This window comes from Kineococcus gypseus (genome assembly GCF_050871305.1).
Taxonomy (GTDB): Bacteria; Actinomycetota; Actinomycetes; order Actinomycetales; family Kineococcaceae; genus Kineococcus; species Kineococcus gypseus.
In genome coordinates this window covers 84488-107445 of record NZ_JBJLRD010000009.1, presented here as the reverse complement: position 1 = coordinate 107445, position 22958 = coordinate 84488, and the positions used below count along the sequence as shown (strand labels likewise).

General features: G+C 76.3%; 20 protein-coding genes. 9 read left to right on the top strand and 11 right to left on the bottom strand.

Annotation, left to right across the window (positions count from 1 at the left end):
* The first annotated feature begins 206 nt into the window (after positions 1 to 206).
* From pstC to pstB, 3 genes are read left to right on the top strand one after another with little or no spacing between them, the layout of a single operon-like run.
* Positions 207 to 1154, top strand: coding sequence for a phosphate ABC transporter permease subunit PstC (gene pstC / locus ACRYMN_RS05330; protein WP_432492729.1), 948 nt, complete (start codon positions 207 to 209; stop codon positions 1152 to 1154).
* Positions 1151 to 2242: a phosphate ABC transporter permease PstA gene (gene pstA / locus ACRYMN_RS05325; RefSeq protein WP_432492727.1), complete on the top strand. Its 1092-nt coding sequence runs from the start codon at positions 1151 to 1153 to the stop codon at positions 2240 to 2242. Before pstC ends, pstA begins: the two co-directional genes overlap by 4 nt.
* A gap of 50 nt (positions 2243 to 2292) precedes the next feature.
* Positions 2293 to 3072, top strand: coding sequence for a phosphate ABC transporter ATP-binding protein PstB (gene pstB, locus ACRYMN_RS05320; RefSeq protein ID WP_432492725.1), 780 nt, complete (start codon positions 2293 to 2295; stop codon positions 3070 to 3072).
* 124 nt (positions 3073 to 3196) lie between these two features.
* On the opposite strand, the gene ACRYMN_RS05315 is transcribed toward pstB, so the two are convergent.
* From ACRYMN_RS05315 to ACRYMN_RS05300, 4 genes are all read right to left on the bottom strand, one after another.
* On the bottom strand, positions 3197 to 4207 hold the full coding sequence (locus ACRYMN_RS05315; protein ID WP_432492723.1) for an inorganic phosphate transporter: 1011 nt from the start codon (positions 4205 to 4207) through the stop codon (positions 3197 to 3199).
* Positions 4208 to 4209: 2 nt separating this feature from the next.
* Entirely contained in the window at positions 4210 to 4830 is a 621-nt protein-coding gene (locus tag ACRYMN_RS05310) for a DUF47 domain-containing protein (protein ID WP_432492721.1), read from the bottom strand.
* 190 nt (positions 4831 to 5020) lie between these two features.
* The gene (locus ACRYMN_RS05305) at positions 5021 to 5209 is read right to left on the bottom strand and encodes a hypothetical protein (protein ID WP_432492719.1); all 189 of its coding nucleotides are present in this window, start codon (positions 5207 to 5209) and stop codon (positions 5021 to 5023) included.
* A 65-nt stretch (positions 5210 to 5274) separates the two neighbouring features.
* On the bottom strand, positions 5275 to 6978 hold the full coding sequence (locus ACRYMN_RS05300) for a metallophosphoesterase family protein (protein ID WP_432492717.1): 1704 nt from the start codon (positions 6976 to 6978) through the stop codon (positions 5275 to 5277).
* Positions 6979 to 7057: 79 nt separating this feature from the next.
* Here ACRYMN_RS05300 and ACRYMN_RS05295 point away from each other — a divergent pair, with 79 nt between their 5' ends.
* The 4 genes from ACRYMN_RS05295 (at position 7058) to ACRYMN_RS05280 (ending at position 11182) form a co-directional block, all read left to right on the top strand.
* Entirely contained in the window at positions 7058 to 7912 is an 855-nt protein-coding gene (locus tag ACRYMN_RS05295; RefSeq protein WP_432492715.1) for an SDR family oxidoreductase, read from the top strand.
* A gap of 104 nt (positions 7913 to 8016) precedes the next feature.
* Positions 8017 to 8514 carry a Fur family transcriptional regulator gene (locus ACRYMN_RS05290; protein ID WP_432492713.1) on the top strand — a complete coding sequence of 166 codons (498 nt, stop codon included), beginning with the start codon at positions 8017 to 8019 and terminating at the stop codon, positions 8512 to 8514.
* 53 nt (positions 8515 to 8567) lie between these two features.
* Entirely contained in the window at positions 8568 to 10226 is a 1659-nt protein-coding gene (locus tag ACRYMN_RS05285) for a catalase (protein ID WP_432492711.1), read from the top strand.
* Positions 10227 to 10378: 152 nt separating this feature from the next.
* Positions 10379 to 11182, top strand: coding sequence for an oxygenase MpaB family protein (locus ACRYMN_RS05280; RefSeq protein WP_432492709.1), 804 nt, complete (start codon positions 10379 to 10381; stop codon positions 11180 to 11182).
* A gap of 47 nt (positions 11183 to 11229) precedes the next feature.
* Here the strand turns inward: ACRYMN_RS05280 and ACRYMN_RS05275 are convergent, their stop codons facing one another.
* The gene (locus ACRYMN_RS05275) at positions 11230 to 12174 is read right to left on the bottom strand and encodes a LysR family transcriptional regulator (RefSeq protein ID WP_432492707.1); all 945 of its coding nucleotides are present in this window, start codon (positions 12172 to 12174) and stop codon (positions 11230 to 11232) included.
* 209 nt (positions 12175 to 12383) lie between these two features.
* Between ACRYMN_RS05275 and ACRYMN_RS05270 the strand changes: the two genes are divergently transcribed.
* Positions 12384 to 12938 (top strand): NAD(P)-binding domain-containing protein, encoded by a 555-nt coding sequence (locus ACRYMN_RS05270; RefSeq protein WP_432492705.1) that lies wholly within the window; start codon positions 12384 to 12386, stop codon positions 12936 to 12938.
* Positions 12939 to 13040: 102 nt separating this feature from the next.
* Positions 13041 to 14258, top strand: coding sequence for a low temperature requirement protein A (locus ACRYMN_RS05265; RefSeq protein WP_432492703.1), 1218 nt, complete (start codon positions 13041 to 13043; stop codon positions 14256 to 14258).
* 82 nt (positions 14259 to 14340) lie between these two features.
* Here the strand turns inward: ACRYMN_RS05265 and ACRYMN_RS05260 are convergent, their stop codons facing one another.
* The 6 genes from ACRYMN_RS05260 to ACRYMN_RS05235 form a co-directional block, all read right to left on the bottom strand.
* Positions 14341 to 14778 carry an OsmC family protein gene (locus ACRYMN_RS05260; protein ID WP_432492701.1) on the bottom strand — a complete coding sequence of 146 codons (438 nt, stop codon included), beginning with the start codon at positions 14776 to 14778 and terminating at the stop codon, positions 14341 to 14343.
* A gap of 152 nt (positions 14779 to 14930) precedes the next feature.
* On the bottom strand, positions 14931 to 16109 hold the full coding sequence (locus ACRYMN_RS05255; protein WP_432492699.1) for a PP2C family protein-serine/threonine phosphatase: 1179 nt from the start codon (positions 16107 to 16109) through the stop codon (positions 14931 to 14933).
* A gap of 95 nt (positions 16110 to 16204) precedes the next feature.
* The gene (locus tag ACRYMN_RS05250; protein WP_432492697.1) at positions 16205 to 17887 is read right to left on the bottom strand and encodes a DEAD/DEAH box helicase; all 1683 of its coding nucleotides are present in this window, start codon (positions 17885 to 17887) and stop codon (positions 16205 to 16207) included.
* Positions 17888 to 18141: 254 nt separating this feature from the next.
* Positions 18142 to 20241 carry a phosphate acetyltransferase gene (gene pta, locus ACRYMN_RS05245; protein WP_432492695.1) on the bottom strand — a complete coding sequence of 700 codons (2100 nt, stop codon included), beginning with the start codon at positions 20239 to 20241 and terminating at the stop codon, positions 18142 to 18144.
* Between the two features lie 37 nt (positions 20242 to 20278).
* Positions 20279 to 21520, bottom strand: a complete 1242-nt coding sequence (locus tag ACRYMN_RS05240) for an acetate/propionate family kinase (protein WP_432492693.1) — start codon at positions 21518 to 21520, stop codon at positions 20279 to 20281.
* Positions 21521 to 21689: 169 nt separating this feature from the next.
* The gene (locus ACRYMN_RS05235) at positions 21690 to 22919 is read right to left on the bottom strand and encodes an epoxide hydrolase family protein (protein WP_432492691.1); all 1230 of its coding nucleotides are present in this window, start codon (positions 22917 to 22919) and stop codon (positions 21690 to 21692) included.
* Positions 22920 to 22958: the final 39 nt, after the last annotated feature.

Here is a 22958-nt window from a genome sequence, read left to right as displayed (position 1 = left end):
ATACCTGGGAGAGGGTGCCCCCATAGGCGCCGACCCCCACCCGGGGGCCCCCCCCCCCCCCCCCCCCCCCCCGGGGGGGGGGGGGGGGCGGGGGCGCCCCCCCCCCCCCCCCGTCGCACGACCGGCACCACCGCAGCACCCGGCACCACCCCACCCGCCGACGGCCCCCCGGCGGCGGTCGGCCCGCACGAGACGGAGGACCACGGGTGAGCACACCCACGAGAGCACCCGAGAGAGGACCCGGAGGCTCGATCGCCACGGGGCAGAGGCGCCGCGGCGACGCCCTCTTCCGCGGCACCGCGACCGGCGCCGGGGTCCTCATCCTGCTCGTGCTGGCCGCCGTGGCCGCGTTCCTGGTCTGGGAGTCGCTGCCGGCGTTCACCACCGACGAGGAGATCGCGCGCGGCAGCCTGGTGGGCTACGTGTGGCCGCTGCTGTTCGGCACCGTCCTGGCCGCCGTCATCGCCCTGGTCGTGGCCACCCCGCTCTCCGTGGGCATCGGCCTGTTCATCTCGCACTTCGCCCCGCGCCGCGCCGCGCAGGGCCTGGGCTACCTGGTCGACCTGCTCGCCGCGGTGCCCAGCATCGTCTACGGCATCTGGGGCATCGTCGTGCTCTCCCAGGCGATGGTCCCGATCTACGCCTGGCTGGCGGAGAACCTCGGGTTCATCCCCCTCTTCGCCGGTCCGGCCTCCGCCTCCGGGCGCACCATCCTCACCGCCGGCCTCGTGCTGGCCGTGATGATCCTGCCGATCATCACGGCGCTGGCCCGCGACATCTTCCTGCAGACCCCGCGCCTGCACGAGGAGGCCGCCCTGGCCCTGGGCGCCACCCGCTGGGAGATGATCCGCTACTCGGTGCTGCCCTACGGCCGCTCGGGCGTGGTCAGCGCCGCGATGCTCGGCCTCGGGCGCGCGCTGGGCGAGACGATGGCCGTGGCGCTGGTGCTGTCGGTCTCCGACGTGGTCACCTTCAACCTCATCAGCAGCACCAACCCCTCCACCATCGCGGCGAACATCGCCCTGAACTTCCCCGAGGCCGCCGGCGTGGAGACCAGCGTCCTCATCGCGAGCGGCCTGGCGCTGTTCGTCATCACCTTCCTGGTGAACTTCGCCGCCCGCTGGATCGTCGCCCGCTCGGGAGCCAAGTCGTGACCACCACCACGGGCAGGAGCCCGCAACCCTCGCGCGACGCCCTGGCGGCCGTGGAGCAGCCCCTGAGCAAGGCGGGGCTGCCGCGGTGGACGCCGTGGGCCGTCCTCGTCCTCTCCATCGCGATCGCCGCGGCCGTGCTCGTGCCGGGAGGCACCTCGCCGGCGGCCGTGGCCGTCCTGGCGGCGCTGCTGAACCTGGTCCTGATCGGCCTGGTCTCCCGGGTGCGCGAGGGCGGGCGCAAGGCCACCGACCGCGTGGTCACCGCCCTGGTCACCACGGCCTTCCTCATCGCCATGGTCCCCCTGGTCTCGGTGGTCTGGACCGTCGTCAGCCGCGGCGCCGCCCGCTTCGACGCGCAGTTCTTCACCTGGTCCATGCAGGGCGTCGTCGGCGAGGGCGGCGGGGGGCTGCACGCCATCTGGGGCACGATCATCGTGACCCTGCTGGCCACGCTCATCTCCGTGCCCATCGGCCTGATGACCGCCGTCTACCTCGTGGAGTACGGGGCGCGCTCGGCCCTGGCGCGCGCCATCACCTTCCTCGTCGACGTCATGACGGGCATCCCCTCGATCGTGGCGGGCCTCTTCGTCGTGGCGCTGTTCGCGCTGATCGCCGGGCCGCAGCTGCGCATCGGCCTCATGGGTGCCATCGCCCTGTCCGTGCTCATGATCCCGGTCGTGGTGCGCTCGACCGAGGAGATGCTCAAGCTGGTGCCCAACGACCTGCGCGAGGCCGCCTACGCCCTGGGCGTGCCGAAGTGGCGCACCATCGTCAAGGTCGTCCTGCGCACGAGCGTCTCCGGCATCGCCACCGGCGTGACCCTGGCGGTGGCGCGCGTGGCGGGCGAGACCGCCCCGCTGCTGCTGACGCTGGGGCTGACCGTCGGCACCAACTTCGACCCCTTCGAGGGCCGCATGGCCACGCTGCCCGTCTTCGCGTACTACAGCTACACGCAGCCGGGCGTACCCGCGCAGGCCGGCGTGGACCGCGCCTGGACGGCCGCGCTCGTCCTCATCATGCTGGTCATGGCGCTCAACCTCGTGGCGCGCCTGATCTCGCGCTACTTCTCCCCGAAGGGCACCCGCTGAGCGGCCCCCGCCGGCGCCCCCCCCCCGACCAGAACGACCTAGGAGCCGACGTGGCCAAGCTCATCGACGTGAGCGACCTGAACATCTACTACGGCGACTTCCTCGCCGTGGAGAGCGTCTCCATGACGATCGAGCCGCGCGCCGTGACCGCCCTCATCGGGCCGTCCGGCTGCGGCAAGTCGACCTTCCTGCGCTCGCTGAACCGCATGCACGAGGTCATCCCCGGCGCCCGCGTGGAGGGCAAGGTCGTCATGGACGGCCAGGACCTCTACGACAAGGACGTCGACCCGGTCTCCGTGCGCCAGCACATCGGCATGGTCTTCCAGCGCCCCAACCCGTTCCCGACGATGTCGATCTACGAGAACGTCGCGGCCGGGGTGCGGCTGAACGCCAAGCGCATGAAGAAGAGCGACATGGACGACCTCGTGGAGTCCTCGCTGCGCGGGGCGAACCTGTGGAACGAGGTCAAGGACCGCCTCGACAGGCCCGGCATGGGCCTGTCCGGCGGCCAGCAGCAGCGCCTGTGCATCGCGCGCGCCATCGCCATCCGCCCCTCGGTGCTGCTGATGGACGAGCCCTGCTCGGCGCTGGACCCGATCTCCACCCTGGCGGTGGAGGACCTCATCGGGGAGCTGAAGAACGAGTACACGATCGTGATCGTGACGCACAACATGCAGCAGGCGGCCCGCGTCTCGGACCAGACCGGCTTCTTCAACCTCTCCGCGGTGGGCAAGCCGGGCAAGCTCATCGAGATCGACAGCACCTCGACGATCTTCTCCAACCCCACGCAGAAGGCCACCGAGGACTACATCTCCGGCCGCTTCGGCTGAGCGGCCCCGGCGGCCCCGCCCGGGCCGCCCCGGTGCGGCGACGGCCCGGTCCCCCTCGGGGGGCCGGGCCGTCGGCGTCTCAGCGCCGCGCGCCCCGGGCAGGCGCACCGCCCGGGGGCACCCCTCAGAGCACGTCCATCACCAGGTGCAGGCCGGCGGCCAGGGCCGCGGAGGCCGGCAGGGTCAGCAGCCAGCCCAGCGCCACCGAGCGGGCCACCCCCCAGCGCACCGCGGAGAGGCGGCGGGTGCTGCCCACGCCCGTGATGGCCGCGGTGACGGTGTGGGTGGTGGAGACCGGGGCGTGGAAGCCCAGGGCGGCGACGTAGAGCACCGCCGCCGAGACGCTCTCGGCGGCGAAGCCGCGCGCGGGGTCGAGGGCGATGATGCGCCGGCCCAGCGTGCGCACGATGCGCCAGCCGCCCGCCCAGGTGCCGGCGGCCAGGACCAGCGCCGCGGCCAGCTGCACCCACCACGGCACGCCCACGCCGCCGTCGGCGCGCTCGGCGTGGTAGCCGCCGGCGACGAGCGCCAGCACGATCACGCCCATGGTCTTCTGCGCGTCCTGCAGGCCGTGGCCCAGGGCGACGGCGGCGGCCGAGACGGTCTGGGCGACCTGGAAGCGGCGGTGGGTCGGCCCCGGCGCCGCGCGGCGGAAGGCCCACAGCAGCCCGGCCATCGCCAGGTGGGCCAGGGCGAAGCCCGCCAGCGGCGAGACGAGCATCGGCACGACCACCCGGTCCAGCAGGACCCCGCCGTGCACGCCCGCGCCGGCCACCAGCCCGGCGCCGGCCAGCGCGCCGATGAGCGCGTGGGAGCTGGAGGTGGGCAGCCCCAGCCGCCAGGTGAGCAGGTTCCAGGCGGTGGCGCCGAGCAGGGCGGCGAGCACCACGCGCAGCCCGTCCACGCCGGCGGCGACGTCGACGATGCCCGAGCCGATGGTCTCGGCGACCCCGGTGCCCAGGAAGGCGCCGGCGAGGTTGCACAGCGCCGCCAGCGCCACGGCCACCCGCGGCGTCAGCGCGCGGGTGGAGACGGAGGTGGCGATGGCGTTGGCGGCGTCGTGGAAGCCGTTGGTGAAGTCGAAGACGAGCGCGACGACGACGACCACCGCGACGAGCACGAGGACGGCGCCCACCCTCAGACCCCCTTGACCGCGATGAGCTCCACCGCGTGCGCCACCCGCTCGAAGGCGTCGGCGACCTCCTCCAGCGCGTCGACGACCTCCTTCAGCTTCAGGATCGCGATCGCGTCCTGCTCGCCGCCCAGGACGGCGACCAGCAGGGCGCGGTGGACCTGGTCGGCCCGGTGCTCCAGGCGGTCGACCTCCACCCAGTACGCGCGCAGGTCGCGCGGCGAGCGCAGCCCCGCCATGGCGCGGTGCGTCAGCTCGGCCTGGCGGGTGATCACCTGCACGAGGTCGCCGACGCCGGCGGGCAGGGTGCCCACCCGGTACAGCACCGCCAGCTCCACCGCGGAGTGCATGCGGTCCAGGCAGTCGTCCAGGAGGGTGGCCAGCCGGTGCACGTCCTCGCGGTCGAAGGGCGTGATGAAGGAGGACTCCAGCCGCTGCAGCACCGCGCGCGCCGCCTCGTCACCGGCGTGCTCGACCTCCTCCATCCGGCGCGCCAGCGCCGGGCGGCGCACGGGGTCGCTGCCGACGAACTCGGTGAGGACGGTCGTGGCCTCCACCAGGACCTCGCCGGTGCGCGTGAAGAGCTCGACGAAGGTGTCGTCCCGGGGGGTGAGTCGAAAACGCACAGGTGCTCCGCAGACGGGGGTCGGGCGGACCGGTGTGGTCCCGGTCCGCAGCGGACTCTAAGCGCTGCGGCGGCACCGCCCGGCACGCCACCCACCACCCGGCCCACCGCCGGGTCGCCCGTGCGGCCCAGCGCGCACCCGCCGCGGCGCGCGGCCGCGACGGGTCCGGGACGGACCCGCAGCGCGCGCCTCAGCCCCGGGTGCCGTCCTCGTCGACGCCGAGGACGCGGTCGAGGTCGCTGTCCGCGAGCGGGCCCTCGCTCTCGGAGGCGGCGACGACGACGTCGGCGTACAGCTCGATCTCCTCGGCCAGCGCGTCGTCGGCCAGGGGGGCTGCGGGGTCGGGCACGCGGGAGTGCGGGGCGGGTGGGAGCGTCATGGTGGCGCCCACGGTACGCGGCGGCGGGCCGCCGCGAGCACGAACGCCGCGAGCCGCCGGGACCCTCACGGCGCGGCCGCGGCGGAGGTGCCCGAGGGCGTCGCGACGGCGGTGGGCGGGCTCAGCGCGGGGCGGTCGGCGTCGGTGAGCACGGTGCGCTGCAGCCCGACCTCCGCCAGCCCCAGGCCGCCGACGGTGACCTCGTCGTAGGCCAGCAGCCGGTCCTCGCCGTCCGGGCCGGTGCCGAAGTGCAGCAGCGTCGCCGACAGCGGCACCGGCTCGCCGTCGGCCAGCCGGTCCAGCCCCGCCGAGGTGATGCCGGCCCCGCCGGTGCTGCCCTCGACCATGACCCGGGTCCCGGAGGAGTCCAGCGTGACGCCGCGCCGGTGCAGGTGGCCGGCCAGCACCAGCGGCACCCGCCCCAGCAGCGGCTCCAGGCCGCTGGGGTCGTGCACGAGGGCGACGTCGACGGGGTCGTCGGGGTTGCCGTCCTCCCAGTCGGCGATGCCCGCGGCGAGGACCTCGTTGGAGCGCCGCTGCACCTGCTCGGCCTCGCCCTCGGCGGTGCTGCCCTCCCCCTCGGGGGTGAAGACGGGATCGCCCTTGCCGGCGAAGCGCAGCCCGGCGACCTCGGCGACGGCCCCCTCGTCGAGGACGACGGCGCCGGGCTGGGCGGCGACGGCCTGCTGGGTCAGGGCCGAGTCGTGGTTGCCGCGCACGAAGACGTACGGCACGCCCAGGCCGCCGATGCGGCCCAGGAACGAGGACTCGGCCTCGGTGCCCCAGGTGGTGATGTCGCCGGTGTCCACCACGGCGCGCACGCCGAACTGCTGCACGAGGTCCTCGACGAGGTCGAAGCCGAGGGGGTTCAGGTGCAGGTCGGAGACGTGCAGCACCGTGGTGACGTCCTGGCCCGGGGCGCCGCCGGCGCCGTCGCCGAGCACGGGCAGGTTGCCGCTGACGGCGTACAGGGTGCTGACGCTGCGCACGATGTCGGACAGGCCGCTGCGGTAGGACTCCAGGCGCTCGAGGGCGTCCTGGGTGCTGGTGACCACGTAGGGCGCGCGCGAGAGCAGGCCGGTGAAGCGCGGCTGCTGCAGGGCGGCGGCGTCGAAGGTGGCGGCGGTGGCGCCGCCGGCGGCCAGCAGGACGGCCAGGCAGGCCGCGCCGGTCTGCAGGGCGCGCCGGCGGGCGCGGTAGACGACGGCGCCGGCGAGCACGGCCCCGCCGACCCCGCACGCCGCGCTCCACGCGGCGGCGCGCACGGTGGCCGCGCGCACGGTGTCCGGGGCGGTCAGCTCCAGCGCCAGCAGCTGCTGCGGGGAGCGCACCAGCCGCGAGGCGGCCTCGAGGTCGACGGACTCCACGCCCGCGGTGACCGCCACGGGGGCGCGGTGCGTGCCGAAGGTGATCTCCCCCACGGGCGGCAGGTCCACGCGCACGCCCGGCTGCAGGCTGGGGTGCACCCGCACCTGCGCCTGCAGCGGGCCCACCCAGGTGCTCTGCCCGGGCGCCAGGGCGAAGCCGACCCCCGCGCCGGCGGCGCTCACCAGCAGCAGCCCGAGCAGCGGCAGCACCCGGCGCAGCACCCGCTCCAGCACCCCGGCCGGAGCCCGGCCCGCGTCCCGGCCCGCCGCGCTCGCCGGGGCGCGGCCGGGCACCAGCCCCGTGGCCCAGCGCGGCAGCGGCCAGGCGCGCGCGGGCGGGCGGCGCGGCCGGCGGGCGGGTGCGGCGCCCGGCCGGCGGCGGGGGGTGTCCTCGGCGGCCATCGCCCCGATCCTCCCGCAGCCGCGCGGGGCGCGCCGCGCACGGGGGTGTCCACGGCGCGCGGGCGGGTAGGGGGAGGGCATGAGCAGCCAGAGCAGCGAGAGCACCGGCCCCTTCCGCGACCTGCGCAGCGCCGAGGCGTCCGGGCGGCCCGGACCTGCGGTGGTCACCGGCTCGGAGTCGGGCATCGGGCGCGCGGTGGCCGTGGAGCTGGCCCGCCGCGGCCACGACGTGGGCGTGACGTGGTTCCGCGACGAGGCCGCCGGGCGGGCCACGGCGGAGGAGGTGCGCGCCCTGGGCCGGCGCGCGGAGCTGCGCCACCTGGACCTGCGCGACCTGCCCGCCGCCGCGGACGTCGTCGACGAGCTGGCCGAGGCCCTGGGCGGGCTGGAGGTGCTCGTCAACGACGCCGGCACGGGCGACGGCACGCCCCTGCTGGAGCTGTCCTACGACGCCTGGCGCGAGGTGCTCAGCACCGACCTGGACGGGGCGTTCCTGTGCCTGCAGCGCGCGGCGCGGCGCATGGTCGCCGCCGGGCGCGGCGGGCGCATCGTCAACATCACCAGCGTGCACGAGCACCAGCCCCGCGTGGGCGCCGCGGCGTACTGCTCCGCCAAGGGCGGGCTGGGGCTGCTGACGCGCACGGCGGCGATCGAGCTGGCCGAGCACGGCATCACCGTCAACGCCGTGGCCCCCGGGGAGATCGCCACGCCGATGACCGGGCAGGAGGACGTCGACCCGCACACCGTCGAGCGCCCCGGGGTGCCGCTGCGCCGCCCCGGCGACGCGCGCGAGATCGCGGCGGTGGTGGCGCTGCTGTGCTCGCCGGAGGGCTCGTACGTCACCGGCGCCTCGTACGCGGTGGACGGCGGGATGCTGCAGATGGGCCCGATGGCCGGCTCGCACATGACCTCCGACGACTGGCGCCGCCCCTGAGACGCCCCCGGGGCGCCGCGGGGCACCCCGGAGGTGCGGCGGGAGCAGCGGCGCGGTGGCCTCCTGTCTTGACTGGTTCCAGATCAGCTGGTGGGATCGGGCACGTGCACGACCCCGCGGCCGCCCCGGCCGCCACCACCGGCGACGCGCAGGAGCGCCTGCGCGGGCGCGGCCTGCGCGCCACGCGCCCGCGCGCGGCGGTGCTGCAGGTGCTCGACGCGGCCGCCGCCGGCGCCGAGCACCTGGCCGTCGCCGAGGTCGTCGAGCGCGCCCGCGCGGTGCTGCCGGCGGTGTCCACCCAGGCCGTCTACGACTGCCTGGACGCCCTGACCCGCGCCGGGCTGGCCCGGCGCATCGAGCCCGCCGGGCACCCGGCGCGCTACGAGGCGCGCGTGGGCGACAACCACCACCACCTGGTGTGCCGGCAGTGCGGGCGCACCGTGGACGTCGACTGCGCCGTCGGCCCCTCCCCCTGCCTCGCGCCCTCCGACACCGCCGGTTTCGCGGTCGAGGAGGCCGAGGTGGTCTTCTGGGGGCGCTGCCCCGACTGCCGCACCGCGCGGGCGGGCACCGCCCCGGCACCGGCCCGCGCCCAGCGGTGAACCCCCGAAGGACCCCCGATGAACCCGCCGAGGAACCCACGAGAGGAAGCGCGATGACCGACGTCGCCAGCCAGCCGTCCGCCCCGGGCGACGAGCGCCCGGTGCTGACCAACCGTCAGGGCCACCCCGTCTACGACAACCAGAACCAGCGCACCGTCGGCGCCCGCGGGCCCGCCACGCTGGAGAACTACCAGTTCCTCGAGAAGATCAGCCACTTCGACCGCGAGCGGATCCCCGAGCGCGTCGTGCACGCGCGCGGCACCACCGCCTTCGGCTACTTCGAGGCCTACGGCAGCTTCGGCGACGAGCCGATCTCGAAGTACACCCGCGCGAAGCTGTTCCAGGAGAAGGGCAAGCGCACCGACCTGGCGATCCGCTTCTCCACCGTCGCCGGCGGCCGGGACTCCTCCGAGGCGCTGCGCGACCCGCGCGGCTTCGCGGTGAAGTTCTACACCGAGGACGGCAACTGGGACCTCGTGGGCAACAACCTCGGCGTCTTCTTCATCCGCGACGCGATCAAGTTCCCGGACTTCATCCACTCGCAGAAGCCCGACCCGGTCACCTTCGACCGCCAGGTGCCCAACCGCGTCTTCGACTTCGCCAGCCAGACGCCGGAGTCGCTGCACATGTTCACCCTGGTGTTCTCCCCGCGCGGCATCCCGGCGAGCTACCGCACCCAGCAGGGCTTCGGGGTGAACACCTACAAGTGGGTCAACTCCCAGGGCGAGACCGTCCTGGTGAAGTATCACTGGCACCCCAAGCAGGGCGTGAAGTCGTGGACCTCCGCGGACGCCGCGGCCGTGCAGGCGCAGGACCTCGGCCCCCACACCCGCGACCTCTACGCCGCGATCGACGCGGGCGACTACCCCGAGTGGGAGCTGCTCGTGCAGGTCATGAGCGACGACGAGCACCCCGAGCTCGACTTCGACCCGCTGGACGACACCAAGGTGTGGCCGGAGAACGTCTTCCCGCTCACCCCGATCGGCAAGATGGTCCTGAACCGCAAGCCGGTGGACTTCTTCACCGAGAGCGAGCAGATCGCCTTCGGCACCGGCGTGCTGGTGGACGGCCTGGACTTCTCCGACGACAAGATGCTCGTCGGGCGCACGTTCTCCTACTCCGACACCCAGCGCTACCGCGTGGGCCCGAACTACCTGCAGCTGCCGGTGAACCAGGCGAAGAACGCCGCGGTCCGCACCAACCAGCGCGACGGGCAGATGGCGTACCACGTCGACGGCGGCGGGGAGAACCCGACGGTGAACTACGAGCCGTCGATCATCGGCGGCCTGCGCGAGGGCACCTACCCCACGCACGACGAGCAGGGCCCGGTCATCAGCGGCCGCCTGACCCGCAAGCGCATCCCGCGCACCAACGACTACCAGCAGGCCGGCGAGCGCTTCCAGCTCTCCGAGGACTGGGAGAAGGACGAGCTCGTCGCGAACTTCGTCGACGCGCTCTCGCAGTGCATCCGCCCCATCCAGGAGCGGATGGTCTGGCACATGTTCATGGCGGACGACGAGTACGGCCGCCGCGTGGGCGAGGGCCTGGGCATCACCGCCGACGACGTGCGCCACCTCGAGCCGCTGGCCACCCAGACGCTCACCGAGGAGGAGCTGGAGCGCGCGGCCAACCTCGGCAAGAACGGCCCGCGCGACGTGACCGGCCTGGTCATGACGCACGCGGTCCCGAACGAGCGCGACGTGCGCGCCTGAGCAGCGCGCCCCGCGACGGCGGGCGCCGCCCCTGGCGGGGGGTGGCGCCCGTCGGCGCGCCCGGGGGCCGCGCGCGGGCGCTGCCGCGCGTGCCGCTGAGCGCGGCGTTCCCCCCGCCGCCGGGTCCCGGCGTGCCGGGCGACCCCGGCCCCGTGGGCCCCGGGACGTTCCAGCGGGTGACCGCCGAGCGCGCCGTCGTGCTCGGCGGGCCCGCGGCGATCCTGCTGCAGGTGGCGCACCCGCTGGTGGCCCAGGGCGTGGCGGTGCACAGCGACTACGCCGCCGGGCCGGCGCACCGGCTGCTGGGCACCCTGCAGGCGGCGCTGACCGTCACCTTCGGCGACACCGAGCAGGCCCGGGCGGCCGCGCGCGCGGTGGGCGCCCAGCACGCCCGGGTGCGCGGCACCACCCGCGAGGACGTCCCCGGCACCCCGGCGGGCACGCCGTACCGCGCCAACGACCCGCACCTGGCGCTGTGGGTGCACGCCACGCTGGTGTGGACCGCGCGCCGGGTGGTGGAGCGCTACCTGGGCCGGGCGCTGGACGCCGGCGAGCGCGAGCGGCACTGGCGCGGCTCGGCGCCCTTCGCCCGCCTCTTCGCGGTGCCCGACGCGGTGCTGCCGGCCTCGGCGGCGGCCTTCGAGGAGTACTGGGAGCAGGCGGTGGCCGCGCTGGTGGTCACCCCGGGCGCGCGCCGCGTCGCCGCGGACCTGCTGACGCTGCGCACCCTGCCCCCGCTGCCGGGGGCCTCGGCGCTGGTGCGCGCGGTGACCGCCGACCTGCTGCCGGCGACGGTGGCCGACGCCTACGGCCTGGCGCGCACGCCGGCGCGGCGGGCGGCGGTGGCCGCGACGCGCGCGGTGCTGACGGGGGCGCGCCCGCTGCTGCCGCGGCGGGTGGCGCTGTGGCCGCACGCGCTGGTGGCCGAGCGGCGCCTGGCGGCGGCGCCGGGCTGAACGCCGCACCGGGTCCGGGCACCGCTCCCCCGGCGGCAGCGCCCCCGTCAACCGCGCGCCGGTGAGGGGGTCGTGCGGCGGAGCCAGCCGTTGCGCCGCGCGCACCGGCGGGCGGTGGCCACGACACCCGCCCTGACCGGCGACGGGTGGCTCGAGTCCCACACCAGCGACAGCCGCGCGGTGATGGCGGGTCCGACGACGTCGCGCCGGACGATGCCGGTGCCCGTCCGTGCCGCCTCCTCGGCGAAGGCCGACGGGGCCAGACCCACCTCGTGGCCGCTGGGGAGGCGGGCGAGCATCGCGCTGACGGGCGGCTCGTCGAAGGTGCGGACGTCGGGCAGGAACCCGGCCGCACGGCACGCTGCGACGATGCTGTCGTAGTACACCGGCGCCAGCGGGCGCGGGAAGAGCAGCAGCTTCTCGCCGCTCAACCGCTGCAGCGGGATCGCCGGCTCGGCGGCGAGGCGGTGGTGCGCGCCGAGCAGCGCCGACACCGGCTCCTCGCGCAGGAGCTCGCCGTCCAGCCCGTCGCGCAGCTGCGGCGACAGCGCCAACCCGAGGTCGATGTCCCCGTCGCCGAGCCGCTCGGGGATCTCGCCGCTGAACACCTCCCGGGGGACGACCGTGAGCGTGGGGTGGTCGGCCTGCAGGGCGCTCAAGAGGGTCGAGAGCGTCTCGAGACCGGTGACCGGCGTGTACCCCAGGCGGACGCTCGTCGTCGGGCCCGAACCGGCCAGCCGGGTCAGCTCCACGGCCCTGGCCAGCGCGCCGAGGACGACGGGCGCCTCGAGCGCCAGCGCCCTGCCCGCGGCGGTCAGGCGCACCCGGCGGCTGGAACGCACGAACAGCGCGGTGCCCAGGTCGTGCTCGAGCTTGCGGATCTGCTGGCTCAGCGACGGCTGCGAGACGTACAGGCGCGCGGCCGCGCGCCCGAAGTGCAGCTCCTCCGCCACGGCCACGAAGTAGCGCAGCAGGCGCGGGCTGACGTCCACGGGCGGATGCTAGTGGCGCCCCCACCGAACCGATAGGCACCTCCTGTCGATCCGGCCCCCTCCTCGTCTTGGACGACCGCCGCAGCAGCCTCCTAGTGTCGCCGCGGGCACGAGGGCCGCTCGACCCGCTCCCCGGGGACGGGTCCCCGCCGGAGCGCTCCCGGGGCGGCCGGGACCTCGTGCCGCTGTCGTCGCGCGGAGGGGTGGGCATGGACATCACGGTCATCGGCCGGGGCAACGTCGGCGGCGGGCTCGCCGACCTGTGGGAACGCGCCGGGCACCGCGTGGACCGCTTGGGGCGCGAGGGCGGTGACGCCGGTGGCGCCGAGGCGGTGCTGCTCGCGGTGCCCGGCGACGCCGTCGAGGCGGCCCTGGCATCGGTCACCGGGCTCGGCGGCAAGACGGTCCTGGACGCCACGAACCTCTACGGCGGCGCCCGGCCCCCGGCCGCGTCCGCCTCCAACGCCGAGTACGTGAAGTCGATCACGGGTGGACCGACGGCGAAGGTGTTCAACACCAACTTCGCCGCCCTCTTCCCGCTGGTCGCCGGCGCCCGCGCGACGCCGAGCAACCTGTGGGCCGGCGACGACGAGGCCGAGGCCGTCGTCGCCCGGCTCAGCGCCGACGCCGGTTTCGAGGCGGTCCGCCTGGGACGGCTGGACGCGGCCGCCGTGCAGGAGGGACTGGCCGGTGCCCTCATCGCCATCACCGGCGCCGGGCTCGGCCTGTTCACCTACCGCATGGCGCCACCGGCCCTGCTGTGACGGCCGGAGGGGTCAGGGGGCGGCGGTGAGCCCCGACCGCGCAGCGCGGTGCGGGACGCGCACCCGGGACCGGTCCCGGTCCACACCGGCGGGGGGACGCGCGTGAGCGGGCACGGCGACACCGCCGGGGCCAGCGGCCCGGTGAGCACGCTGGAGCTGTTCTTCGACCTGGTCTTCGTCTTCGCGCTGACCCAGGTGACCGCGGCCGTGGCCGCGGACCTGAGCGGGCGCGGCGTGCTGCGCGGCGTGCTGGTCGTCGCGCTGCTGTGGTGGAGCTGGACCTGCTACGCCTGGCTGGCCAACCTGGTGCGCACCGAGGAGGGGGTGGTCCGCCTGGGGGTGCTGGCCGCGATGGCCGCGATGTTCGTGCTGGCCCTGACCATCCCGGAGGCCTTCGACGACGCCCCCGGCGGGCTCTCCGGCCCGGTGGTGCTCGCCGCGTGCTACGTCGCCTTCCGGGCGCTGCACCTGCTGCTGTTCTTCGCGCTGTCCGCGGGCGACGCCGCGCTGCGCGCCCAGCTGCGGCGCTTCGCCCCCGCGATGCTCGGCGCCGGCGCGCTGCTGCTGGCGGCCGCGGTCACCGACGGCGCCACCCGCACGGCGCTGTGGGCCGCGGCGGTGGCGGTGGACTACCTGGGCACCTACCTCGGCGGGGCGCGCGGCTGGCGGGTGCGCGTGGACCACTTCGCCGAGCGGCACGGGCTGATCGTCATCGTCGCCCTGGGGGAGTCCATCGTGGCGATCGGCGTGGGCGTCGCGCAGCTGCCGGTCTCCTGGCCGATCGTGACCGCCGCGGTCCTGGGCCTGGCGCTGTCCGCCGGGCTGTGGTGGGCGTACTTCGACGTCGCGGCCCTGCGCGCCGAGCACGCCCTGCTCGAGGCGCCGGCGCACCGGCGCGCCCGCCTGGCCCAGGACGCCTACAGCTACCTGCATCTGCCGCTGGTGACCGGCGTCGTGCTGATGGCCCTGGGGCTGAAGAAGGTGCTCGAGCAGGTCGGCGAGGCCGAGCACCACGCGCCGGGCGAGCCGCTGGAGGGCTGGGCCCTGGCCGCCCTGGTCGGCGGGGTGGTGCTGTACCTGCTCGCGCACGTCGCCTTCGAGCGGCGCAGCACCGGCCGGCTCGCCGGCGCCCGCCTGCTCGCGGCCGCGCTCGCCGCGGTGCTGGGCCCGCTCGGCGGCGCCCTGCCCGCGCTGACCGTGCTGGCCGTGCTGGCCGCCCTCGTCGTCGCGCTGGCCGTCGTCGAGTCCGCGCGGCACGCGCAGGAGCGCGCGCACCTGCACCGCGTGCTGCGCGACCGCCCCGCGACGGCGCACGGCTGAGCACCCGCGGTCCGCGCTGGCGGGGGCGGTGCGGGGCTGGCACCGGCCCGCCGCCGACGGCGGGCCGGTGCCTCGTGGTGCGTCAGTCCATGCGCGCGTCGAGGGTGATCTCCACGCCGGTCAGCGCCTTGGAGACCGGGCAGGTCTCCTTGGCCGCCTGCGCGGTCTTGGCGAAGGTGTCCGCGTCGATGCCGCCGACCTCGCCGGTGACCTTCAGCGCGATGCCGGTCAGGCGGAAGCCGCCGGCCGGGTCCGGGCCGAGGGAGACGTCGGCGACGACCTCGATGCTCTCCGGGGTGCCGCCGGCCTCACCCAGCAGCGCGGAGAACTGCATGGCGAAGCAGGAGGAGTGGGCCGCGGCGATGAGCTCCTCGGGGCTGGTGGTGCCCCCCGCCTCGTCGGCGGCGCGCTTGGGGAAGGACACGTCGTAGGTGCCGACCTTCGAGCTGCTCAGCTCGACCTGGCCGGAGCCGTCGTTCAGGCCGCCGTTCCAGGCGGTGCGGGCGGTGCGGGTGGGCACGGGGCCTCCTCGGGCTGGACCGGCCGGGCGGGCGCCGTGCGCGCACCCGGCTGCCGCGCGGTGCGCGCGGCGCGCCCCATCCTCACCAGCGCCCCACCGGCGCGCCACCCGGGTCCGGCGCCCGGCAGGGGTGCCCGGCAGGGGTGCCCGGCTCAGGCGCCCGGCGCGCCCACCGGCAGCGCGCGCGCGGTGGCGGGCAGCCGCTCCAGCAGCAGCACCGCCAGGTCGTCGTCGAGGACGCCGCCGACGTGGCGGCGCACGTCGGCCAGCAGCTGCTCCAGGGCGGCGTCGAGGTCGCCGGAGGGGTCCGCGCCCGGCGCGCCGGCCGGGGACAGCGCGCGCGCACCGGCGGCGAGGTCGAAGAAGCGGCCCTCGCGGTCGCGCGCCTCCACCAGCCCGTCGGTGAACAGCAGCAGGCGCTGCCCGGGCAGCAGGGCGGTGCTCTCCACGCGCGGGTCCACCCCCAGCCCCAGCGGCGGGCCGGGCCGGCGGCCGGCGGGCACCGGCTCGGCGCCCGGCGCCAGCAGCAGCGGGGCCGGGTGGCCGCACAGCACGACGTCCAGGCGCCCGTCGGGGTGCAGCGCGCACAGCGCGGCGGTGACGAAGTCCTCCGGGCCCAGGCGGGCGGCCACGGCCTGCTCCACGCGGCGGGCCACCTCGTCCAGGCCGGTGCCCGGCTGCGGGGCGGCGTGCCGGAAGGCGGACAGGACCGCGGCGGCGGTGTGCACGGCCGGCAGGCCCTTGCCGCGCACGTCGCCGACGATGACGCGCACCCCCTCGGAGGTGCTCACCGCGTCGAACAGGTCCCCTCCGACGAGGGCGTCGGCGCTGGCCGAGACGTAGCGCGAGGCCAGCGCCAGGTCGCCCACGCGCGCGGGCACGGGGTGCTGGATGGCGGCCTGCGCGACGGCGGCCACCTCCGTGACGGAGCGGATGCGCTGCTCGCGGCGCAGGCGCACGTGCGCGCCGACGACGGCGAAGGCGGACAGCGCGGCGCTGCCGGCCACCCGCAGCTCACCGGTGCCGGTGCCCAGGTCGCCCACCCACGTGCTCAGGGCGGCCACGGCCGCCACGTTGCCCAGCGCCACCACGGCCGTGGGCACCCGCCCCAGCACGAGGGAGACGGCCAGCGGCCCCAGCGCCAGCCAGGGCACCACGACGAGGCGGTCGCCGAGGAGCGCGACCTGCCCGGCGCACAGCAGGACCACCCACGCCAGCGCGGCGGTGACCGCGGCGACGACGGGCCGCGGGCGCTGGTCCGCGACGCCCGCCCCGGTCCGCGTCGTGACCGGCCCGTGGCGCTTCGTCACGCTGCGCACATTCTTGACCACTGCGCGATTCTGCCAGTCCCGCGTGGACGCCGGGGACGAGGACGGGCCCCGCCCCCCGGAGGGGGCGGGGCCCGTCACCCGCGCGGTGCAGCGCGTCAGTCGTGCGCGGCGCCCTCGCGGCGGGGACCGCCGCGGAAGCCGCCCTCGCGGCGCGGACCGCCCTCGCGGCGCGGTCCACCCTCGCGGCGCGGGCCGCCGCGGAAGCCGCTGCGGCGCGGGCCGCGGCCCTCGCGCTCGGGCCGGGTGCGCGGCTTGACCACGACGGGCTCGCCCGACTCGGCCACCGCGCGCACGGTGTCGTCGCCGGCGACGACGCGCTCGACGCCCTGCGCGTCCACGCCCGCGTCCCGGTGCAGCCAGCCGTAGCGGCGGACCTGGTCGGGCAGCGCGATCGCCAGGACCGTGCCCTTGGCGCCGGCGCGCGCGGTGCGCCCCGAGCGGTGCAGGTAGTCCTTGTGGTCGTTCGGCGGGTCGACGTGCACGACGAGGTCCACGTCGTCGACGTGGATGCCGCGCGCGGCGACGTCGGTGGCCACCAGGACCCGGGTCTCGCCCGCAGCGAACGCGTCGATCGCCTTGGAGCGCTGGGCCTGGCGCAGGTCGCCGTGGATGGCCTCGGCGGGCGCGCCGGCCTCGCGCAGCTGGTCGGCCAGGCGCTGCGCGCCCAGCTTGGTGCGCACGAAGAAGATGCTGCGCGCGGGCCGCCGGCTGATCTCGGTGAGGATCGGCAGCTTGTCGTGCGGGCGCACCGCGAAGACGCGGTGCTCCATGTTGGAGACGTCCGTGGTGTCCGCCGGCACGGCGTGGAACGCCGGGTCGGTGAGGAAGTCGTGCACGAGCGCCTCGACGCCGCGGTCCAGCGTGGCCGAGAAGAACATGCGCTGCCCGCCGGGCTTGGTGCCCTCCAGGATGGAGCGCACGCTCGGCAGGAAGCCGAGGTCGGCCATGTGGTCGGCCTCGTCGAGCACGGTGACGTTGACCTCGCCCAGCGAGACCGCGTCGCGCTCGATGAGGTCCACCAGGCGGCCCGGGGTGGCGATCAGGACGTCGATGCCGCGCGAGAGCGCGGCCATCTGACGGCCGTAGGGCACCCCGCCGACGACGACGGCCAGGCGCAGGTCCAGCGCGTCGCCCAGCGGGCGCAGCGCGTCGGCGACCTGCATCGCCAGCTCGCGGGTGGGCACGAGCACCAGGCCGCGCGGGGCGCCGGTGATGCGGGTGCGCGGGCCGGACGCCAGGCGGGCCAGCATCGGCAGGCCGAAGCCCAGCGTCTTGCCGGAGCCGGTGCGCGCCCGGCCCAGGATGTCGCGCCCGGCGATGCCGTCGGGCAGCGTGCGCGACTGGATGGCGAACGGCGCGGACATCCCGCGCCGCTCCAGGGCGGCGACGAGCTCGGCCGGCAGGCCCAGCTCGGCGAAGGTGAGCTCGGGGACCTCGACCTGCTCGGCGGCGGTCAGGGCCTGCTCGGTCGCGCTGGGCGCGAAGGAGCGCGGGCTGCGCGGCGGGCCGCTGGGGCGGCGGCCGCGGTAGCCGCTGGGGCCGCCGTAGGCGCCGCGCGAGCCGCGGTCGTCGGAGCGGTAGCCGCCGGAGCGGGGGGCGTCGCCCTCGCCGCGGCGAGGGCGGGGGAAGCGGTCCTCGGACGAGCCGCGCGAGCGGTCGTCGCGCGAGTACCCGCCGCGCGAGTAGTCGTTGCGCGAGTAGTCGTTGCGCGAGTAGTCGTTGCGGGCGTAGTCGTCGCGGGCGTGGTCGTTGCGGGGGGAGCTGTAGTGCTCAGGCATGCGGGAGGTGACTCCACGTGGATCGGCGGCCGCTAAGGCGGTCCGCCCCCAGGCGCGGGCGCGCACGGTGCTGCGCGCAGAAGCTGAGGGATGAGACTCGAGCGACCTCGCGGGCGGCTCGCCCGCTGAGTGGACGGCATCAGGCCGTCGCACACAGCCTAACAGGCCTACCCCCCCGGCGATTCCCGCCGCGGCGCTCCCCCGCCCCGGTCGTCCACCCGGTCCCCCGCCCGGTCCCACGCCCGGCCGCGCGCTCAGCCGCGCGAGGCCTGGATGGCCGTCAGCGCGATCGTGTAGACGATGTCGTCGACCAGCGCACCGCGCGAGAGGTCGTTGACCGGCTTGGCCAGCCCCTGCAGCATCGGCCCCACCGAGACCACGCCGGCGTTGCGCTGCACCGCCTTGTACGTGGTGTTGCCGGTGTTCAGGTCCGGGAAGACGAACACCGTGGCGCGCCCGGCCACCGGCGAGCCGGGCGCCTTGGCGCGCGCCACCGAGGCCACCGCCGCCGCGTCGTACTGCAGCGGGCCGTCGATGACGAGGTCGGGCTCGCGCTCGCGCGCGATGCGGGTGGCCTCGGCGACCTTGTCCACCGCCGAGCCGGAGCCGGAGGAGCCGGTGGAGAAGCTGATCATCGCCACGCGCGGCTCGATGCCGAACGCGCGCGCCGACGCCGCCGACTGCAGCGCGATGTCGGCCAGCTCCTCGGCGTCCGGGTCGGGGTTGACCGCGCAGTCGCCGTAGATGACGACGTCGTCGGGCAGGCACATGAAGAACACGCTGGAGACCAGCTTCGCGCCCGGCTTGGTGCGGATGACCTGCAGCGCCGGGCGCACGGTGGCGGCGGTGGTGTGCACCGCGCCCGCCACCAGGCCGTCGACGTCGCCGGCCTGCAGCATGCAGGTGCCCAGCAGGATCGGCTCGGCCAGCGAGTCGCGCGCCACGTCCGGCTGCAGCCCCTTGTGCTTGCGGGCCTCCACGAGCACGTCGACGTAGCGGTCCACCAGCCCGGCCGGGTCGAGCACCTCCACGCCCTCGGGCAGGGTCAGGCCCAGCCCCGCGGCCACCGCGGCCACCTCCTGCGGCGCGCCCAGCAGCACCGGGCGCGCGATGCCCCGGCGCGCGCACAGCGCCGCGGCCTGCACGGTGCGCGGTTCGGTGCCCTCGGGCAGCACGATGCGCTGCACCCGCTCGGCGGCCAGCGTCGTCAGCCGCCGCCGGAACGCCGCCGGCGACAGGCGCGGGGTGTGCGCGGTGGCCGGCAGGCCCGCCAGCCACGCCGGGTCCAGCGCGTCGGCGACGGTGGTGGTCACCGCCAGGGCCCGCTCGGCGTCGTCGGCGGGCACGTCCGGGTCCAGGCGGTTCACGGCGGTGGCGGTGGCGTACGTGCTGCGCGCGGTGCGCAGGATCGGCAGGCCCGTGGCGGCCGCGGCGCGGGTCAGCTCCGCGACGCGCTCGTCCATGCCCACCCCGGCGGTCAGCAGCAGCCCGGCGAGGCGGTTGCCGTTCAGGGCGGCCAGGCAGGCGGCCATGACGACGTCGTGGCGGTCGCCGGGCACGAGGATCAGCCGGCCCTCGCGCAGCAGGGGCAGCATCCCGGGCACCGCCTGCGCGGCGACGACGACCTCCTTCACGCGCCGCTGCTGCTCGCCGGCGGTGACGACGTCGACGTCCAGGGCGCGCACCAGGTCCCCAACCCGCGGCCACGTCAGCTCGGTGCGGAAGGGCACGGCCGCCACCAGCGGCACCCCGTGGCCCTCCAGCGCCGCGCGCAGCGCCGCCACGCGCGTGACGGCGTCCGCGGGGTCGGCGGGCACCGGCCAGCGCGAGACGACGGCGCCGACCACCCGCAGCGCCTCCCCGGCCCGGTAGGTGCCGGCGGTCACCGCCATGTCCTCGGCGATGCGCTCGGGCGCCCCGGGGTCGGAGGCGTCCGGGCCGGCCGAGCCCACCAGCAGCACGTCGGCGTCCAGGGCGGTGGCCAGGGCGGTGTTGACCCGGCCGGAGAAGACCTGCTCGGCCGAGGGCGCCAGGCCCTCGACGACCACGACGTCGTGGGCGGCCAGCACGCCCTCGGCGGCGGCGACGACCTCCTCCATGAGGTCGTCGATGTCGCCGCGGCTGAGCCGCTCGACCACGGTGGACGCGGCGATGGGGTCGGCCACCGGCAGGCCCGTGGTCAGCCGCGCCAGCGCCACCGAGCGGTCGGTGCCCGCGCCGCGGCCGGGCTGGGCCAGCGGCTTGTGGAAGCCCACCGCCACGCCGCGCGCGTCCAGCGCCCGCACCAGGCCCAGGCAGGTGGAGGTCAGGCCGGCGCCGTGGCCGGTGGGGACGACGAGCAGGGTGCGGGGCACCGCGGGCTCCTCTCGGGTCGGGGTGTCGGTGCGGTGGTCAGCGCTGCCGGACGAGCTCGACGGTGTCGCGGGCGATGAGCAGCTCCTCGTCGGTGGGCACCACCAGCGCCAGCGGCCCGCCGTCGGCGCGCTCGCGCGTGATGCGCCCGGCGGGGGTGGACCCGCGCCCGTGCGCGGCGTTGGCGTCGGGGTCCTCCACCAGGCCCAGGTGCGCCAGGCGTCCCAGCAGCGCCGAGCGCACGCCCGCGGCGTGCTCGCCGATGCCGCCGGTGAGCACGAGCGCGTCCAGGCCGCCGAGGGCGACGGTCAGGGCGGCGACGTGCTTGGCGGCGCGGTAGGTGAACACCTCCAGCGCCAGCCGCGCGCCCGCGTGCCCGCCGGCGGCCTCGCGGGTCAGGGTGCGCACGTCGTTGGACAGCCCCGACAGCGCCAGCAGGCCCGAGGAGGAGTTCAGCTGCCGCACCACCTCCGCGGCGCTCGCGCCGGTGCGCTCGGCGACCAGCTCGACCACGGCCGGGTCCAGGTCGCCGGAGCGGGTGCCCATGACCAGCCCCTCCAGCGGCGTCAGGCCCATCGTGGTGTCCACCGAGCGCCCGCCGAGCACGGCCGTGGCGCTGCAGCCGTTGCCCAGGTGGGCCACGACCAGGCGCAGCGCGCGCGGGTCGGCGCCGGCGTCGCGCTGCAGGACCTCGGCGGCGCGGGCGCTGACGAAGCGGTGGCTGGTGCCGTGCATGCCGTAGCGGCGCACGCCGAACTCCTCGTACCAGCGCGCCGGCACGGCGTAGCGGTAGGCGTGCTCGGGCATCGTCTGGTGGAAGGCGGTGTCGAAGACGGCGACGTGCTCCAGCTCGGGCAGCACGGCGCGGGCGGCCTCGATGCCGGCGACGTTGGCGGGGTTGTGCAGCGGGGCCAGCGCCGACAGCTCGGCGATGTCGCGCAGCACGTGCTCGTCCACGCGCACCGAGGAGCGGAAGCGCGAGCCGCCCTGCACGACGCGGTGGCCCACGCCCAGCAGCGGCGGCAGGTCCATGTCGAGCAGGCGCTGCAGCACGTGCGCCAGCGCCCCGCGGTGGGTGGTGGCCGCCGGGGTGATGGTGCGGGTGCCGGCGGCGGTGGTGAAGTGCACCACCGCGTCGGGGGTGCCCAGGCGCTCGCCCAGGCACGAGAGCGCCCGCTCACCGGTGACCGGGTCCACGAGCGCCAGCTTCACCGAGGAGCTGCCGCAGTTGACCACCACGACCGAACCGCCGGACCCGCCCGTGCTGGACTGCTCGGACACCGCGCGCACCCCTCCCCCGGCCGGCGGCCAGGGTGGTCGCCGGTGCGCCCCGAGCCTGGCACGGACCGCGGCGCGGCACCCGCCGGGTCCCCGCCGGACCCCTGCCGGACCGGCGGATCAGGCCGGAGCCCGGGCGGGGGGCCGGGTGGGGTCGGGGGGCGGGCGGGGTTCAGCGGCGTCCGCGCACGGTGCGGCGCAGGTCGTCGACCCACTCCCGCGGCAGCTCCCACGGGATGAAGTGGCCGCCGCGCTCGTGGGCGGTGACGTTCACGTGGTGGTACCAGGCGGCTCGCTCGCCGCGGAGGAAGTCCTCGACGCGCGCCTCGGCGCCGGTCACGCCGGGGGGGTCCTCGTGCCCGACGAACGTGATGCCCGTGGGCGCCTCGACCACGGGCCACCGGTCGTGCGAGGGCGTCCACGGGTAGCGGTTGTTGTCGGCGTAGGTGCGCATCGACGTCCCGATCCCGCCGCCGGCCCAGACGATCGTGGCGTGCGTCAGCAGGTCGTCGCGGGGGAAGACGCTCTCGACGTCGCCGTGGCAGTCCGACCAGTTCGCCCAGCGCTCCAGCACCCACGAGAGCATCCCCGCGGGTGAGTCCGCCAGGGCGTGGGCGAGCGTGGCGGGGGCCAGCACGTGGGCGGCCAGGTGCACCGCGAAGCGCCTGTCGAACTCGAGCACCCTCTCGTGCACGGCCGGCGGGAGCCCCTCGGGGATCGGGCGTCCGCCGGAGAGGTCCCAGGCGCGGTCGCCGTTGAACAGCGTCAGCTTCTGCGCCGAGCCGATGTGCAGGGCGATCAGCTCGTCGGCGTGCTCGTGGCCGAGCTGCCCGGTCACCAGCGCCCCCACGTCGCACCCGGCCGCCACGTACCTGCGGTGCCCCAGCACGCCCGTCATCAGCTCGTGCCAGAGGTCGGCGATCCTGGAGAAGCTGACGACCTGGCCCGGGCCGAGCGGCGTGGAGAAGCCCGACCCGGGCAGCGAGGGCACGATGACGTCGAAGGACTCCGCGGGGTCGCCGCCGGACGCGGCCGGGTCGGCCAGGGCATCGACGACCCTGGACCAGTGCCAGAACGTCCAGGGCCAGCCGTGGCTGAGGATCAGGGGCACGGGGTCGGGCCCGGTGCCCGGCCTGCGCATGAAGTGCACCGGGACGCCGTCGACGTCGACGCGGTAGTGCTCGTAGGCGTTGATCCTCTCCTCGGCGGCGCGCCAGTCGAAGCCGTCCGCCCAGTGCGTGACCAGCTCCTGCAGCAGCCCGCGGCGCACGCCGTAGCGGCCGTCCTCGTCGGCGGCGCCCGGCGACCACCTCGTCGCCCGCAGGCGCCGGCGCAGGTCGTCCAGCACCTCGTCGGGCACGTGGACGGGCTCGGGGGTCAGGGGGAAGGCACGGGTGGGCACGGTGGTCCTCGCTCCTGCTGCTCGTGGTGGTCCTCGGCG